16 protein-coding genes are annotated in these 17,377 nt (G+C 36.1%); 1 reads left to right on the forward strand and 15 read right to left on the reverse strand.

What is annotated here, in order from left to right:
* Positions 1 to 71: 71 nt before the first annotated feature.
* The 6 genes from F8153_RS11460 to F8153_RS11485 form a co-directional block, all read right to left on the reverse strand.
* Positions 72 to 1,052: a ribose-phosphate diphosphokinase gene (locus F8153_RS11460; RefSeq protein ID WP_151866496.1), complete on the reverse strand. Its 981-nt coding sequence runs from the start codon at positions 1,050 to 1,052 to the stop codon at positions 72 to 74.
* Between the two features lie 220 nt (positions 1,053 to 1,272).
* Complete coding sequence (locus F8153_RS11465) at positions 1,273 to 2,964, reverse strand: peptide ABC transporter substrate-binding protein (RefSeq protein WP_151866497.1); 1,692 nt, start codon at positions 2,962 to 2,964, stop codon at positions 1,273 to 1,275.
* Positions 2,965 to 3,058: 94 nt separating this feature from the next.
* Positions 3,059 to 4,087, reverse strand: coding sequence for an ABC transporter ATP-binding protein (locus F8153_RS11470; protein ID WP_151866596.1), 1,029 nt, complete (start codon positions 4,085 to 4,087; stop codon positions 3,059 to 3,061).
* Positions 4,038 to 5,066, reverse strand: coding sequence for an ABC transporter ATP-binding protein (locus tag F8153_RS11475; RefSeq protein WP_151866498.1), 1,029 nt, complete (start codon positions 5,064 to 5,066; stop codon positions 4,038 to 4,040). Before F8153_RS11475 ends, F8153_RS11470 begins: the two co-directional genes overlap by 50 nt.
* A gap of 8 nt (positions 5,067 to 5,074) precedes the next feature.
* Positions 5,075 to 6,280, reverse strand: a complete 1,206-nt coding sequence (locus F8153_RS11480) for an ABC transporter permease (protein WP_151866499.1) — start codon at positions 6,278 to 6,280, stop codon at positions 5,075 to 5,077.
* Between the two features lie 3 nt (positions 6,281 to 6,283).
* Complete coding sequence (locus F8153_RS11485) at positions 6,284 to 7,210, reverse strand: ABC transporter permease (RefSeq protein WP_151866500.1); 927 nt, start codon at positions 7,208 to 7,210, stop codon at positions 6,284 to 6,286.
* A 594-nt stretch (positions 7,211 to 7,804) separates the two neighbouring features.
* Here F8153_RS11485 and sigK point away from each other — a divergent pair.
* Positions 7,805 to 8,518, forward strand: coding sequence for an RNA polymerase sporulation sigma factor SigK (gene sigK, locus F8153_RS11490; RefSeq protein ID WP_151866501.1), 714 nt, complete (start codon positions 7,805 to 7,807; stop codon positions 8,516 to 8,518).
* A gap of 407 nt (positions 8,519 to 8,925) precedes the next feature.
* Here the strand turns inward: sigK and F8153_RS11495 are convergent, their stop codons facing one another.
* The 9 genes from F8153_RS11495 to F8153_RS11535 form a co-directional block, all read right to left on the reverse strand.
* Positions 8,926 to 9,945 (reverse strand): ArsR/SmtB family transcription factor, encoded by a 1,020-nt coding sequence (locus F8153_RS11495; protein WP_151866502.1) that lies wholly within the window; start codon positions 9,943 to 9,945, stop codon positions 8,926 to 8,928.
* A gap of 10 nt (positions 9,946 to 9,955) precedes the next feature.
* Positions 9,956 to 11,209 (reverse strand): MFS transporter, encoded by a 1,254-nt coding sequence (locus F8153_RS11500; protein ID WP_151866503.1) that lies wholly within the window; start codon positions 11,207 to 11,209, stop codon positions 9,956 to 9,958.
* A gap of 279 nt (positions 11,210 to 11,488) precedes the next feature.
* The gene (locus F8153_RS11505; protein ID WP_151866504.1) at positions 11,489 to 13,150 is read right to left on the reverse strand and encodes a peptidoglycan D,D-transpeptidase FtsI family protein; all 1,662 of its coding nucleotides are present in this window, start codon (positions 13,148 to 13,150) and stop codon (positions 11,489 to 11,491) included.
* Positions 13,151 to 13,204: 54 nt separating this feature from the next.
* Positions 13,205 to 13,840 carry a uridine kinase gene (udk, locus tag F8153_RS11510; protein WP_192929783.1) on the reverse strand — a complete coding sequence of 212 codons (636 nt, stop codon included), beginning with the start codon at positions 13,838 to 13,840 and terminating at the stop codon, positions 13,205 to 13,207.
* 27 nt (positions 13,841 to 13,867) lie between these two features.
* Positions 13,868 to 15,097 (reverse strand): peptidase U32 family protein, encoded by a 1,230-nt coding sequence (locus F8153_RS11515; RefSeq protein ID WP_151866506.1) that lies wholly within the window; start codon positions 15,095 to 15,097, stop codon positions 13,868 to 13,870.
* A 56-nt stretch (positions 15,098 to 15,153) separates the two neighbouring features.
* Entirely contained in the window at positions 15,154 to 15,816 is a 663-nt protein-coding gene (locus F8153_RS11520) for an O-methyltransferase (protein WP_151866507.1), read from the reverse strand.
* A 153-nt stretch (positions 15,817 to 15,969) separates the two neighbouring features.
* On the reverse strand, positions 15,970 to 16,314 hold the full coding sequence (locus F8153_RS11525) for a YlbF family regulator (RefSeq protein WP_151866508.1): 345 nt from the start codon (positions 16,312 to 16,314) through the stop codon (positions 15,970 to 15,972).
* A gap of 157 nt (positions 16,315 to 16,471) precedes the next feature.
* On the reverse strand, positions 16,472 to 17,074 hold the full coding sequence (locus F8153_RS11530; RefSeq protein WP_151866509.1) for a lysine exporter LysO family protein: 603 nt from the start codon (positions 17,072 to 17,074) through the stop codon (positions 16,472 to 16,474).
* On the reverse strand, positions 17,064 to 17,366 hold the full coding sequence (locus F8153_RS11535) for a LysO family transporter (protein WP_151866510.1): 303 nt from the start codon (positions 17,364 to 17,366) through the stop codon (positions 17,064 to 17,066). Before F8153_RS11535 ends, F8153_RS11530 begins: the two co-directional genes overlap by 11 nt.
* Between the last annotated feature and the right edge of the window lie 11 nt (positions 17,367 to 17,377).

Consider the following 17,377-nt stretch of genomic DNA (forward strand, 5'->3'; position numbering starts at 1 on the left):
CAGCCCCCATTATCAATAATACCTTCTTGTTTTCTTTGAAATCCTAGATAACTTTATTATTTTGAAGGACCTTACTCTTTAATCTCCTTTATAACAGAATCGGGTAAGACGTTAAATAATGGGCTTACAGATTCTCTTCTATGAATTCTCATGATTGCTTCAGCAAACAAAGGTGCAACTGAAAGAGTTTTAATTTTATTGCTTGTAGATATTAATGGGTTATAAACTGAGTCTGTTGCTACTAATTCTTCTATTGGGCTATTCTCAATCTTTTCGATTCCCTCCTTACTTAGAAGGTTGTGGGATAAGCAGGCAATGATTTTTTTAGCCCCCTTATCTTTTAAAGCCCTTGCCAAATCTACTAAGGTGCCTCCTGATAAACTAAAATCATCCACGATGATGGTGTTTTTGCCTGCTACATCACCAATAATTTCAAGGATTTCAGCCTTTTCATTATGTTCTTTGCGGGTTTTATCCCCAATGGCTACAGAGGTTTTTAAATAATCTGCATATTTTCTTGCTTGTTTAGCGAAGCCTGCATCTGGAGATACAACAATTATATCCTCCAATTGTAGACTTTTAATATACTCACATATTAGTGGTAGTGCAAATAGATGGTCTACCGGCTTCTTAAAAAAGCCTTGTACCTGTGGACTATGTAAATCCATAGTAACAACCCTGTCAGCCCCTGCAAGTTCTATACTTTCAGCACAAACCCTTGCCCTAATTGAGACCCTAGGTTCATCCTTTTTATCAGCTTTAGCATAGCTGAAATATGGAATGATGGCTGTAACGGAGTTTGCACTTGCTCTTTTGAAGGCATCCATCCAAAATAGTATTTCAACAAACTCATCATTGGGTTTAAGGCCTATTGGCTGTACTAAATAAACATCCTTATCTCTAACAGTTTCGCCGGCCTTAACATAGGTGTTTCCTTCCGAAAAGGTAATTACTTGAGATATGCCTAGCTGGGTACCCATATAATTACACATTCTTTCTGCAAAAAGTCTACCGCTACTCCCTGCAAATATTTTAATTTCTCCATTCTGCATTAGTTACAACTTCCTTCCGATTTTTATATAGTAGTTGAATTATACTATAATATCCAATATGAAACAATAAATTAACGATACATGAATATTGTTTCCTTGCAAAGCTCTGTAATTAGCTTAATATGCCACAAAAAGAAAATTGCTCTATAAGAAGTTTTTCAACAGTCTGAGGCCAGTGGTTAACCACTGGCCTCGTGTTTTTTTTATTATCTCCTTTTAATTAGTCTAATAGCTCTGCTCCACTAAAGTCTACAGTACCCAATACACTTCGATCCCAGCCTACAAGCTTAGGAGAAGCCATCATCATATCTGAGTAGTGATATACAGGGATGATTGGAAGCTCTGTCATAAGAATATCTTGGGCTTCATAAAGAAGGTCAAAGTGTTCTTTGCCTCTTGTTAATGCTGACTTAGATAATAATTCATCGTACTTAGGATTACTATAATTAGGATCATTATAGGCATTTTCAGTTGTGAAAATACTTAATAGTCCCATAGGATCCATAAAGTCTGTTAACCATCCACCACGGGATAATTCATAATCTCCAGCTTTTCTTGTATCTTGGAATACTGCCCATTCTTGGTTCTCAAGCTTAGTATTTAAACCAAGGTTGGTCTTGAACATTTCTTGAATCATTTCAGCAACTAGCTTATGGTTTTCATTAGTATTATACATAATTGTAAACTCTGGGAAGCCCTTTCCATCAGGATATCCAGCTTCAGCCAATAGCTTCTTAGCTTCTTCAACTCCACTGTTATCAGTAGGAATTCCATAGTTTCCTGAGGTTTCAAAAAAGTCCTTACCATCAGCATCTAAGAATCCAGGAGGCACAAACCCTGCTGCTGGAACCTGACCAGCTGCCAAAGTCTCTGTGATTAGTTCTCTATCGATAGCCAGGGTTAAAGCTCTTCTTACTCTAACATCCTGCCACATATCAAGATCTAAATTAAAGTTATAGTAATAGGTACCCAATAATGGGAATACATAGAAGTTTGGATCTTCTGCTATCAATCTAGGCACTTCAGCTGCTGGAATTGATATAGGAGGTATAAAGTGTAATTCTCCACTTTGATAAGCTTGATAACCAGTTGCTGTTTCATCAATAAACTTACCTTCAATACCATCTAACTTAACATTATCAGCATTCCAATAATGCTCATTTTTAACTAGAGATAATCCTTCACCAATTTTGTAGGAAGTTAATTTAAATGGTCCATTACTAATTGCTAGTTTAGGATCTTTAGCCCATGCTCCATCAGGTCCGGCTTCTACTGAAGATTGCTTAGTAGGTAGGAAGTGATAGAAGGATAGTAAACTTACAATATAATCGGTAGGAGTATTTAACTTAACCTCTAGGGTATGATCATCTAAAGCTTTAACTCCAACATCATCAAGGGAGCCACCGTTTACGGCTTCAGCTGATCCAACTACATTTGTATACTCCCATATCCAAGCATACTCAGATGCTGTAGCAGGGTCCATACCACGCTTCCAAGAGTATACAAAATCATGGGCGGTTAAAGGTGAACCATCAGACCATTTTGATTCTCTTAAATAGAAGGTTACAGTCAAACCGTCAGGTGAAACTTCCCAGGATTCAGCAATACCAGGATAAACAGTACCACTTTTTTCCCTTACAAGTCCTTCAAAGGTTTGATTAATAACATCTCCACCATCGCTGGCTCCATTAAGAACTGGGTCTATTGTCAAAGGATCTGCACCGATATTCCAGTACATAATAGATAACCCATCATCTTTATCTTCTTCTTCAGCAGGTGATTCTTCTTCAGTTTCAGAAGGTGTTTCTGCTGGTGGTGCATCTGTTGGATCTTCCGTTTTACTACAGCCAATTAAAGCCATAGAAGATGCTAAGATCAGAACCAAAATCAATGCTAACAATCTTTTTTTCATTCTTTCTCCTCCTTTATTTTTAAAGATGTTTCTATTTTGACCGACGATGTCGGCAAAAAACGGTTTAAATCTAAAGCTAATATTATTATTATATTCAAGGCTTATTAACTAAATGACAAGCTACATAATGCTCTGGTTCCACCTCGATTAACTGAGGAGTTACCTCTTTACATACATCCATACAGAAACGGCATCTTGAGTTGAATCTACAGCCCTCTGGTGGATCTATTGGGCTCTTAACGTCTCCTTGTAGAATAATCCGTTTATTTTCTCTATTGAGTTTTGGATCAGGTATCGGGATTGAAGATAATAAGGCTTGGGTGTACGGGTGCAAGGGCTTTTTATAAAGCTCTTTACTTTCACAAACCTCCATAAGCTTTCCTAAGTACATAACCCCTATTCTATCGGATATATGCTTAACCATCGATAAATCGTGGGCAATGAAGAGGTAAGTTAATCCCATATGATCCTGCAAATCCTCCAGCATATTTACAACCTGTGCTTGTATTGAAACGTCTAATGCGGAAATAGGCTCATCACATATAACCAACTCTGGCTCTACCGCCAAGGCCCTGGCAATACCAATCCTTTGCCTTTGGCCTCCGGAGAACTCATGGGGATATCTACTTGCATGCTCCTGCTTGAGGCCTACCGTTTCTAATAAGCTCTTAATTCTATCTAGTCTTTCTTTGCTTTTGAATAGCTTATGAGTATCAATCCCCTCACCAATTATCTCTGAAATAGTCATTCTGGTATTTAAAGAAGCATAGGGATCTTGAAAAATCATTTGAATTCTCTTTCTGTATTTCAGCATTTCTCTTTGGGAAATTTTGCTAATGTCATCCCCATCGAAGATAATATTTCCACCAGTAGGGTTGTATAGTCTTATCACCGTTCGGCCTAAGGTAGATTTTCCACACCCTGATTCTCCAACTAATCCAAAGGTTTCTCCTCTTTTTATCTCAAAGGATATGTCATCAACAGCTGTTAAATATAACCGCTTTCTCTTAAATAAGCTTTTACTAACATCGAAATATTTCTTTAATCCTTTTATTTGTAATAACGGTTTATTATCAGTCAATTTCAACACATCCTTTTTGGTAGCCTTCAACTGTTGGGGCATCGTCATGCAATAACCAGCAAGCTGAGGTATGGAATTTATCTACTTTGAAATTGGGAACTGCTTCATCTAAACAGATCTTCATTACATGGGGACATCTAGTTGAAAAAGGACATCCAGCTGGAGGGTTTAAGAGATCTGGTGGTGACCCCTGAATAGGAACCAATCTCCCCTTCTCTTCACTGTCCATTCTGGGAACGGATTTTAGAAGTCCCTTTGTATATGGATGCTGTGGGTTATAGAATATATCCTCCACTGATCCCTTCTCCATGATTTTACCTCCATACATTACAATAATATTGGTACATAAACCTGCGATTACTCCTAAATCATGGGTTATAAGAATAATTGATGTATTCAACTCATTGGTAATATTCTTCATAATATCTAATATCTGCGCTTGAATCGTTACATCTAAAGCTGTTGTTGGTTCATCAGCAATCAGAAGCTTAGGGTTACAGGATAAAGCAGTGGCTATCATAACCCTTTGTCTCATCCCCCCTGAAAATTCATGGGGATAGGAATTGATCCTTTTTTCAGCCTCAGGGATTCCAACCATGTTAAGCATTTTTATGGCGGTTTCTGTGGCTTCTCTTTTACTCAGCATCTGGTGACGTCTGATTACCTCTATCATTTGATTTTTCACACTAATAACTGGGTTTAGCGATGTCATAGGATCTTGAAAGATCATAGCAATTTCATTTCCCCTCATATTAGACATCTTCTTATGGGAGTAATTTGTGATATCTTGATTATTAAAAATGATTTCTCCATCTTTAATTTTTCCTGGATGATCAATAAGCTTCATAACCGATAAAGCAGTCACGCTTTTTCCGCTTCCAGACTCGCCAACGATGCCTAGAATTTCACCCTTCTCCATTTTAAAGGATACTCCCCTTACTGCTTGCACTTCTCCCACATGGGTGTAAAAGGAGGTTTTCAAATTATTAATTTCTAAAATATTATTTTTAATATTTTCCATGTTGTCTCTTATCCTTTCCTTAATCTTGGATCTAAAGCATCCCTTAACCCATCACCAATAAAGTTCAATGCCAGCATGGTTATAGCGATAGCCAGTGCAGGGAAAAACAATTGATAAGGATATGAAGTTAATCCTGGTAAAGCACTGTTGGCTAAAGTTCCCCATGAAGCTTGAGGAGCTGAAACACCTAAGCCTATAAATCCTAAAAAGGCTTCAGTAAAGATGGCTGCGGGAATCATCATTGCTGTTGACACAATAATGGGCCCCATTGCATTTGGTATTAAATGCTTAAAAATAATTCTCAGCTTTGATACCCCCATCACTCTGGCTGCTAAAATATATTCCTGTTCCTTTAAGGCTAGCATTTGGCCTCGAACCAATCGCGCCATTTGTACCCAGTAGACAGAACCTAGTGCTAATATAATGTTGTTTAAGCCCCCATCTCTAAACCAAACCATTAGGAGGATTACATACAACACTAATGGTACCGAATTGATAATATCCACTAGTCTCATCATAATTTCATCAGCCCTACCGCCGGTGTAGCCCGATATACTTCCATATATTACTCCTATACATAGTACAACGATTGTTGCGATTAAGGCTATTAAAAGGGAAATTCTAGCACCGTACATGACCCTTGTTAAAAGGTCTCTACCCAATTCATCCGTACCAAAGGGAAATTCTTTATTCAGCTTCTTATCCCATGCCTCAGCAGAGGTTACTGTTTTGCCTTTATACTCAATGGTAAAATCATAATCATAACCTTGTTTAGTAGGCAATGTATTATAAGAAAAGTCTAATTTAATGTCCTCTTCACCTAGCTTATAATAATAAATCTTATTGATAACGTCTCTTCTTTTTTTATCTAATTCTAAACGATCGATTAATTGGCCGTCTTCAGCAACCTGAAACATATTATAATCCTTAGATAGATAAAGGTAGGTATCGTCAAGCTTATAGAGCTGTAGAAATGGTGGTAAATTTTTATATTTGTTAATTTGATCAGAGTATGAATAGGAAGTAAAAAATGGTCCTATAACCCCAAAGCAAATAATTAAGAAAATCATAAAAATTCCGAACATAGATAATTTATTTTTCTTAAGTCTTCTCCATGCATCCTGCCAATAGGTTAAGCTTAGTCTTGTGGTTTCAGAATCTACTATGTTAATTTCTGTAAATACAAATTTATCTTCATTTTTTGATTTCAACATAAGCTATTTATCCTCCCCAAACTTGATACGTGGGTCAATAATCACGTATGCGATATCCACCAATAGTACCATGATCATATAAAAGGCAGCATAAAATACTGTAACCCCCATGATGGTTGTATAATCACGATTTGTAATACTTTCAACAAAATGGCGTCCCAGGCCGGGTACAGCAAATACCCTTTCCACAACAAAGGAGCCGGTTAAGATCGTTGCGATCATTGGTCCTATGTAGGTTACTACTGGAATTAATCCATTTTTAACTGCGTGCCTGGCGATAACAGAAAATTCCTTTATTCCATTTGCTCGGGCTGTTCGAATATAGTCCTGTCTCAAAACCTCCAGCATACTTGAACGAGTTAGTCTCGAAATAAAAGAAAGAGAATAACCCGATAGAGCAATTACAGGTCCGATATAGGCCAAGGGTGAATTTAAACCAAAACCAGGTAACCATCCCAGCTTCCCTGAGAAAAAATAAATAATTGCAGTGCCTATAACAAAGTTAGGAACAGTGATCCCTAAAGTTGCTATAATCATTACAAAATAGTCTAGCTTGCTATTTTGCTTCAATGCAGAAATAACCCCTATCGGTACCCCTAACCCCACAATCAACAGTGTTGCCAATAGACCAATTTTAGCTGACGATGGAAATCCTGATGTGATTAATTCATTTACAGTGGTACCAACCTTTGAGTAAGAGGGACCTAAATCAAAAGTGACTAAGCCCTTCATGTAATTTAAATATTGAATTGGTAATGGATCATCTAGATTGTATTTAGCTTCTAATGCCCTCAAAATTTCAGGAGGAACGGGCCTTTCTCTAGTAAAGGGCCCTCCAGGTATTGTATGCATCATTGAAAAAGCAATAATGGTAATTAATATGATTGTTACAACCATTGAAACAATCCGTTTTAAAAAATATGTTGCCATTTTGTCTCTCCTTTCCAGGTTAATATTTGGTTTAATACATAAATATAGTTGTATTGTATAAATATATTTATTTTAGTTTATTAAATCTTTATATGGTTTTTTATCTATAAATTCCCCTTTATTAGCACCTATAGTATTTTATGGGAACATGTCTATGAATAATTCTAAAATCCTCTAATATTAAAAATATTTATTCATTTAAAAAAAATTATAGGAATTTGGTTTTTATTTCCATTAACTCTAATGCCTTGCGATTAAAAGAAGGGAAGCATTGGTATGACCATTGCCATTCCTCAATAAAATTTATTAAATTTTTGTAATACTATCCTCTATAAAGATTAAAATATCGGGTTTTATTAATTTAATACACTAAATCACCAAACTATAAGTGAATATTCCCCCTTCTCCTATCTTTTTAAATCCCTTCACAAATAATGACACTTGATCATTTGCCATCTATCGACATGCTTAAATCTATAAATAAAGTACAAGGCTGAACAAGTTGAATTTCTAACGTACATGCACAATACCGTTATTTTCAACATATTATTTATAGTGACATACTATTCGGTTTTAGAAAGGAGATGAATAATAATGTGGGCTGTATTAACGGGAGTAATCCCATTTATAGTCAAACCCTTTATGTTGACAGTTTCATACATCTCCAGCAGCACATCCTTTCCCCAACCTTTAAGCCCTGAGGAGGAGGCCATGTATCTTGAAAGGTATGAAAGCGGGGACGAGGAATCAAGAAATGTGCTTGTAGAAAGGAACCTCCGATTGGTTGCTCATATAGTGAAGAAATATGGAAATATAGGTTGCGATCCTGACGACCTTATATCCATTGGAACTATTGGTTTAATTAAGGGCATAACCACCTTCGATCGTAATAAGGGAACCAGGTTAGCAACCTATGCAGCAAGGTGTATTGAGAATGAAATATTGATGACCATACGCTCAAACAAAAAGCTTAAAACTGAGGTGTCACTGCAGGAGCCAATTGGTATTGATAAAGAGGGAAATGAAATTTCTCTATTAGATTTACTTGGTACAGAACCCGATAAGGTGTTGGAAGAGGTAGAAAAAAAGATGCAGATTAAAAAGCTCTATAAAAAAATGACCGCGGTGTTAAAAACCCGGGAGAGAATTGTGCTGGAGCTTCGATATGGAATTAGTAGTGGAGGTTGTATGACCCAAAGGGAGATCGCAAAGCTTTTGGGAATCTCTAGATCCTATGTATCTAGAATAGAAAAAAGAGCCGTTAAGAAACTCCTTAAGGCTCTACAGTGTAATGGAAATGAACAGTAATAATAAAAAAAGCATCCTGGGATGCTTTTTGAGGTTGTTGAAAAAATCGACCACATCCAGACTGTTCAAAAGCTGTTAGAGTCGAGGCGGAATAAAAGTATTAGCTATATAATTTCCGGAGAATACTTTTATTCTTCCAGGGAACCCATGCGTTCCCTAGGACGCTTCTCTGTACCCTCCTATATTATCATAAGGGGGGCACCCCCTTAACAACCCCCACGAATAGTTAAGACTTCTATTCGCAAGGAAACCCAGCGGTTGCAGCGTATACAACAATACGCAAGGCTGTAATATGGTAGGGTCTGTCTCTCAGGGGTTAATGAAAGTGCAAGGTTTCTGCAGCAACAAAGAATATGATAGTTTTTCAACTGTCTGAAAAAGCATCCTGGGATGCTTTTTTTATGTTTTTATTTCAATTTCTCCATATAGCCATCAAAGGCTTTTTGAATGATATCCTGCTGCACCTGATAGTAGGCCTTTTTTCCCTCCTGCAAATCAATCTTTAAGATACCCACCATCATCAATTTACCGATATGATAACTTATGGTTGCTTTTGTAAGCTTAAGCCTTTTAGCAATGTCCCTTGCACAAACCCTTTCACTGGCTATCATTTCAATGATATTCAGCTTGGTTTGATCGGCTAGACACTTGAAAAACTCTAGATGATATTGAGAATCCTCAATAAGCCTGCTCCGAAGGCCAATGCCTATAATCATGTGTAAGTACTTTTTATCGGAATCTATACTAAAACTAACGAAGTTTTCCAGAAAAATATTGATATAGACATTTACATCCTTCTTAGTATAGTCGTAGGTGTCCTTTCCAATCACATAAAGCTGTTGGGCAAAGGAATCCTGATTACTAAGATACTCTTTAAATACTTCCTCATACTTTTCTTCTAAAAGCTTAATTTCTGTATTAAGGTCTTCATAGATGGCACTAATTGCCTCTAGGCATTGAATAATCCTAGGGACGATTAAGTGGATTTCCTTTTCAAAGGTTAAAAAATCCTTGTAGGTTGGAAGAAAAGAAATGGAGTTATTATCCTGATGCTGCGAGATTTTTTCCTTTATTTCCTCAATGGTTGTATCTGCTTTAACATTAAACATTTCCTGACGATAAAATTCCTTAAACTCCTCCATAGAAAATCCTTGGATTATTAGAATAAATCTACTAACAGATATTTCGTTATGATCAAAGGCATAGGACATGATGAATTGATAAATATGAAATTTTTTAGCAAGGTATTCTAAATCATTACTTACTACCTCTGAAAGCTGATTATTGATCTCTTCTATTATTTTTTTAACCTCTTGATCCATCTCAAATTTTTCTTTTTTAATATCCTTCTCATATTCCTTTAGATTGGATAGTCTTTTAACAGCTAAGGCAAAATTAATTAGTGGGTTTCTTTTTAATAAAAACATTCAATCACTCCTATGGGGTTACTAAATTAGATTGTTGGTCATATTGTGCAATAACTTCATTCCTATGAATTCCATAGGATATTGCTATTAGCATGGCTCCAACAACACTAAAAATGATGTAGGTTGGTATATAGTCAATGATCATTCCAGTAATGATATAGGCTAGAGGTATAATTCCCATACTTATCAGAGATATTGTACCCATTACTCTACCTCTATAGGCTTCATCTATTGTTGTTTGTGATAAAACCGCTAAAGGAATTTGTACTGTAATTGCTACTCCTGCTAGCATTGCCATAGCAACTGCATAATATGGGATAACCATATATCCTAAGTTTACACCAGGAAGGACTGGAATTGCAAATATAAGCTTAACAAAGCCTAATAAAGCCATAGTATTTCTAAAAAGACTTCTCGAAAATTTTAATTGTTTTTTACCTACATACATGGACATAATCATCATCCCTATAGGGAAGGCTGCATTTATAAAACCGTAGCTATTGGAGGATAACTTCAACTTTGTTAATAAGTTAAAGGGCATAATAACTGAGAAGGCTGCCAAGAAAAAGTTAATGAAAAAGGCATAGGTCATAATGGCAACAAACAACTTTTGCTTTTTTAGATAAGCGAAGCCTTCCTGCATATCCTTAAAAAATTCCTTCTTTTCTTTTTTTACATCCTTCAACTCAGAGAAGAGATTAAAATCAATGAATATCTCTGAAAAGGAGGAGATTAAAAAGGATATCCCATTTATTAAAAGAAACATTCGTATGTCAATTATGGCGTAGATGATTCCCCCTATTATTGGAGACATAAATTGTATAAAGGCTTCAATTGTTTGCTGATAGGAATTGATTTTTATGATATTTTCCTTAGAGACAATAGCTGCATAGGATGCTGCAAAGGATGTATTAAGAAATACAAACATTACAGATAGAATTACTGATCCAAAGTAAATCATGGTTAAGGACAGATCCCTGTTGATGGTTAAGATAAATAGAGTAACCATTAAGATACCACTGACTAAATCTGCAATAACTACTAGGGCCTTTCTATTTAGTCTATCTACAAGATTGCCAGCGAAGGGGCTTATTAATATTCTGGGTAAAATTGATAAGGTAAGGCTTAAGGCAAAGCTTTGGGCCGATCCTGTAATGCTAAGTATATAAAAGCTAATGGCAAAGCTATAAAGATAACTGCCCGCCTGAGAAACCCCCTTACCTGCTAGGGTCAATATTAAATTTCTTCTTTCCTTTATATTCATTGTATTACCTCCTCAAACTATTTTAGTTAGATATGTCTCTAACTTATTCGTTAATTGTATTATACAACAGTTTTTTATTAAGTTCAATGGTTATCTAACTATTTTTTTGTCTTTTTTAATCTAACTAATATTAATGAAAGTTCTTAGGGAGAATTTCTCAGTTTAAAATTTAGAGTTTTTTGATAATCACCTATCATAGATTGTTGATGGGTTACGAGAACCTTTTGTTTCCACAAAAAAAGACTAGTATTTAAAATATTAATTACCAGCCTTTTATAATTAGTAACCCAGCTCCATCATTTTTTCTAAAATTTCCTTGAATACAGGAACTGCATTTCTGCCTCCTGACCCCCCCTGCTGTATAAAAACCGTTACCCCATACTTGGGTTCGTCATTGGGATAATACCCTGTAAACCATCCATGAAATATTTCTTCTCCTTTATGGGCCGATTGGGCAGTTCCGGTTTTACCAGCAGTTACATTCCCCAATTCCCCAATGGTTTTTCCTGTCCCACTGGTCATAACTCTTTTCATTAGGTCTTGAAGGGCTTCAGCAATCTCCTGGCTAATCACCCTTTCTTCTTGGGGTTTATCAAATTCTTCAATTACATCATAATCATCATCAATAACCTTATCTATTAAGTATAAATCCTTCTTAATACCGTCATTGGCAATTATTTGGGTTAATTGATTGATTTGCAGGGGAGTAACCTCAATATCTCCTTGGCCGATTGAAATATTTCCGATGGCAGGACCTAAAATATGGTCTCCTGAGGGTAGATGTCCCTTTTCCTCTTCTAAAACTCCTATATCCACCCTCTCACCTAAACCAAAGACCTTTGCCATTAGGATAATCTTTTTTGCCCCTACCCTTTGGCCTACTTGTATTAGGGTAGAATTACAGGATTCTGCTACGGCCTGCTGAAAGGTTATATCTAACCCTTCCTCTATATTGTTATGGGCACTACACTTTATCACAACATTCCCTATTTCCTGTTGTCCATTGCAATGAAATACCTCATCTAAAGTAACCTGTTCTTCTTCTAATGCTGCTGCAGTAACTATTAGTTTAAAAATTGAACCAGGAGGGAAGGACATTTGCAGAGCTTTATTATATAGTTCATCACCATAGCTATTCATATGATTTTGAATCCTATTGGGGTTATAGGTAGGACTACTGGCTATAGATAACAACTCTCCTGTTTTTATATTACTAATAACCACTGCTCCATTTTTATTTTGATTTTTTAAAGCTTCCTCCCCTAAGGTTTGAAGGTGATAGTCTATGGTTAATTGTAAATGCTTCCCCTCTTCTGCAACTGTACTAAAACCGGCTCCTGGCAATATTCTTTTTTTACCATCTAGTACCGCTGTAACCTTTTGTTTGTTAGAGTTAAACAATACTTCATTAAAGGATTTTTCTAAACCCGACATTCCATTATGATCTATGCTATTGATATATCCAATTATATGGGCTAGTCTTTGGTTGTCCTGATAACGAAGCTTTTTCTCAAAGAAGTAAACTCCCTTTGGAATCAATAAATCACCATTACTAATTTCAATATCCGGCAGCAATTCCAATTCTACAATTTGTTGGGGTGTATCAAGGGCTTCTTCTAATTCATTAATTGTAATCCCGGTTATTTCTTCAATAATTGCAAGATTCCTTTCGTTTTTCTCGAATACTTTATTAGAAATCAAAAGTACAGTTTTTTCTTGTCTATCGGTAAAGGATATAAAGTTTCTATCAACTATATTGCCCCTGCCGCTATTTACTGGGATATCTATGTTCCTTTGATAATTCACCTCTGATAAATATAAATCATTTTTAATGATCTGTATGTAATATAATCTTCCTAGCAGATAAAGCAAGCAGACAGTCGAAATGATACCAATAAGCAGTAGCTTTTTTCTTGTTTGATTTATTTGTGTTTGATCCATAAAAAACCCCCTGCCTTTTATAGAGAGTATCGACTATAAACAGGGGATTTAAACTTATGCTTTTATTAATTGGTCTCGGATAACAGATTTTATTTTTGTAACCATTATATCGATTGCAACTTGATTATTGCCTCCCTCAGGAATGATGATATCTGCATATCTCTTGGTTGGTTCCACAAATTGAAGATGGGCAGGTCTAACGGTGCTTAAATATTGGCTAATAACAGATTCCAATGATCTGCCTCTGGCTTTTATATCCCGAACGATCCTTCTAACAATTCTTACATCGGCATCTGTGTCTACAAAAATCTTAATATCCATCATATCCCTTAAAACAGGGTCATCTAGTATCATGATTCCCTCAAGTATAATGATATCCCTAGGCTCAATATGTTGGGTCTCTCTTTTTCTTGTATGGAGCTCGAAGTCATAAATGGGCTTATTAACGGGTTTATTTTGTAAAAGCTCCCTTAAGTGAGTTATCATCAGTGGTGTATCAAAGGCCAATGGATGATCATAATTTGTTTTTACCCTTTCTTCAAAGGATAGATGACTCTGATCTTTATAGTATGAATCCTGTTCAATTACCAAAATGTTCTTCTCTGATAGGCTTTGGAAAATAGCCCTAGCCACAGTACTTTTTCCTGAGCCAGTACCCCCAGTTATACCAATAAGAATTGGTCTATTCAATTTGATCCCAACCTTTCATCCTATGTTTTATTCCTCTCGTATCTTCCGCAGCAAATCAAAGGGCTTAAGGGGATAATCGATTTTGATTTTCACCAATTGCTGAGGGTGAGGGGCTACATCAATTTGATTCCCATCAATATCCCACATTTCTTCTATTACCCTTTCATAAATCTCCTCCCGAGGTCCAACAACCTCTATATGATCTCCTTTAAAGAATCGATTTCTTTGTTCAATTAATGCCACCTTTTCTTTTTCATCATATTCCTTTACTAAACCTATAAAATCGTAGGTTCTTACATAGGATTGATCAGAATAAATATGCTCCTTTTCATCTGGCCTTTGAAAATAGAAGCCTGTTGTAAAATCCCTATGGCTGGCTTTATTTAGTTCCTCTAACCATTGGGGGTTACTCCTCCAGTTTTTAGGATCCTTTAAATACTCATCTATAGCCATTCGATAGGCTCTAACAGTTGTAGCTACATAATAAGTGGTTTTCATCCTACCTTCAATCTTTAAGCTATTGATTCCAGCCTCTATAACCTCTGGAATATGCTGAATCATACATAGATCCTTGGAATTCATTATATAGGTGCCGGTCTCATCTTCGTATACTGGCATAAACTCACCAGGACGCTTTTCTTCTACTATGTGATACTTCCAGCGACATGGTTGGGCACATTCTCCTCTATTGGCGTCCCGATTGGCCATATAATTGCTTAGAAGACATCTTCCAGAATAGGACATACACATGGCTCCATGAATAAAGCCCTCTAGTTCTAGGTCTTCTGGAATCTTCTCACTAATTTCTTTAATTTCATTTAAGGATAGCTCTCTAGCCAAAACAACCCTCTTTGCTCCTTGCTTGTACCAGAAATTGATGGTTCTATAGTTGGTATTATTTGCTTGAGTACTTATATGGATTTCCATATCAGGTAAAACCTCTTGAACAATTGAGAAGGTTCCAGGGTCTGATATTATTAAAGCGTCTATCCCTACCTTACCTAGCTCTACTAAGTAATCTGGCAAATCCGTTAAATCCTCATTATGGGGGATGATATTGGCAGTAACATAAACCTTAACACCTCTACTATGGGCAAATTCCACAGCTTCTTTAAGATCCTCTATGGAAAAGTTCTTTGCAGCAGACCTTAATCCAAAAATCTGGCCTCCCACATAAACTGCATCTGCACCGTAAATAACTGCAACCTTTAATCTCTCTAAGTCACCTGCTGGGGCCAGCAGCTCTATTTTTTTCATATTTTAACCATTCCTTTCACAAGGCTGTAGGAATATATTATTAATATCAATTCTTTTCACTCTTCATTAATTCTTGACTTCTTATAGCTTATTGCCAATCCATCACCGATGGGAACTATACTGGTTTCCAGCATTGGATGACTGCAAATGGTATCCAAATAATTTCTCATCCTGTTGACGATTGTTCTTTTGCGTCTAACAGCATAATCATCGTGGGCAATCATACCTTTATATAGTATATTATCAGACACAAGAAGTCCACCGGGTTTCAAAAGATTTATGCATTCATTTAAAAATTCATTATACTGACCCTTTGCGCCATCTAAAAAAATCATATCGTATTGAGCATCTAAAAATCTTAAGACCTCATCTGCTTCTCCTGGTAGAAGTCTGATCATACTCTCTTTATTTGCTATGGAAATATTTTTCTTCGCTTCAATGATCATCTCTTCATTTCTTTCAATGGTTGTTATATGTCCATTTTCACCCATTGCATCACAAAAAATCAGGGTAGAATAGGCAATTGCAGTTCCCACCTCTAGAATTCTTTTGGCATCAACAGCCATTGTTAATACCCTAAGAAGGGCTGCAACCTCCTTATGAACTATTGGTACATTATTTTCAACAGCGTAAACCTCCATCTTATGAAATAAATCCTGGGAAGGAGGCAGTATGTCTCTAATGTAGTTTTCAACAAATTCATTGGTAATATTACTCATTTAAACAACAACTCCCTAAAAGGATTAAATAAAACGTGGTTAGCTGAAGGCTCCACGTATTTATTAAGAGTTTTCCCTTTATTTTCATGTATTATTATATTATTACTGTGGCAAAAAAACAAGAAAAAACACACCATCTCAGTGTGTTTAATGTTATTGATCCAGACCTATGTTAATATCCATTGCTTCCCCTAAGATTTTATAAATATCAGCCATCATTTGTGTTAATCTAAATTCAGCCTGCATAAATCTGCTAATGATATCATCCTTTATCAGTAGATTGTGAAGCTCCTGAAGCTTTTGAATTTTCTCTTCCTCAACCTCTTGACCCATCATTTGGGCACTCTGTATCTCAAATTGACGTCGTCTAAAGTCCTCCATAATATCCTTTACCTGTGGATTTCCGTTAAGGTTTTTTTCCAGCTCTTTATAGGCTTTATACTCATCACTGCCCTTTAATGCCTTTGCCAACTGATGCGCACAATCATATACATTCATAGGTAATGCCCCCTTAATTTCTTCAAAATCAAGTATTACAAACCGACATCTTTAATAATCGTGTATATTCATTATAAACCCTTTAATAGTTCCTTGCAACCATCCAATATCTGCCCTTACTTTATTATTCCTTATCATTTATATGATGATTTTTTCATTAAATTCCACCTAATGACATAATTAAGGGTACCAGGATCGGTACCATGGAGGATAACACAACACCCGTTATAAAAGAAACCATTGCTATACTACCATCAGTTGACTTAGAGATAATGGGTAGGGTTGTATCCATAGCCGTTGCGCCAGCAGGTGCTATGGCTTCGTAGTTACCGACATATTTTGCGATAAGGGGGATGGTTATTAAGGCTATAATCTCTCTTATAACATTTGTTATAAAGGCTAAAGTACCCAATTGAGCACTGTGCTTTGAAAGCTCAATTGCAGATAAAGAGTACCAACCAAAGCCTGCACCAATAGCCCCTGCTTCGTTAAAGGGAAGGTTGATGAAGATCCCGGCAGTTATTGCACCAGCGATACTTCCTATAGCAACCATTAGGGGTACTAATAGTACTTTAAAGCCCATTTTCTTAATCTTTGTTAAGATATTACCCTGCATTCCTATGTCTATCCCTACAAATAACAGTAACAAACAAAGACCTACATCAATTAATAAACCGATATGCTGTACCATAAAGGAAGGAAAATAAAAATAACCAGTTATAATTCCAAGGATAACAGCCGCTAGAATTTTAAAGGTCATTGACTTCAACCTCCTTATTTTTTTTTAGGATAGTGGCAGAAACCAATTTAACTCCAAGAACACTAAAGATTATTGAAAATAATGCCAATATAAGTCCTTGAAAACCAATGGTATTTAGGGATAAGAGGATTTCTTTTTCGAGGCCTATTTTAACCCCCATGATAAATAGCAAAAATAATAGTGCAAGGTTTTGAACTGTAGCGATTCTATTTTTTATATTGCCTTTAAGCTTACCCTTTAAGCCTATGATGGCTCCTAAAATAAGAATTAATAGATATAATAATATGTTCATAAGGTACCTCC

This window comes from Alkaliphilus serpentinus (assembly GCF_009017255.1).
GTDB lineage: Bacteria > Bacillota > Clostridia > Peptostreptococcales > Natronincolaceae > Alkaliphilus_D > Alkaliphilus_D serpentinus.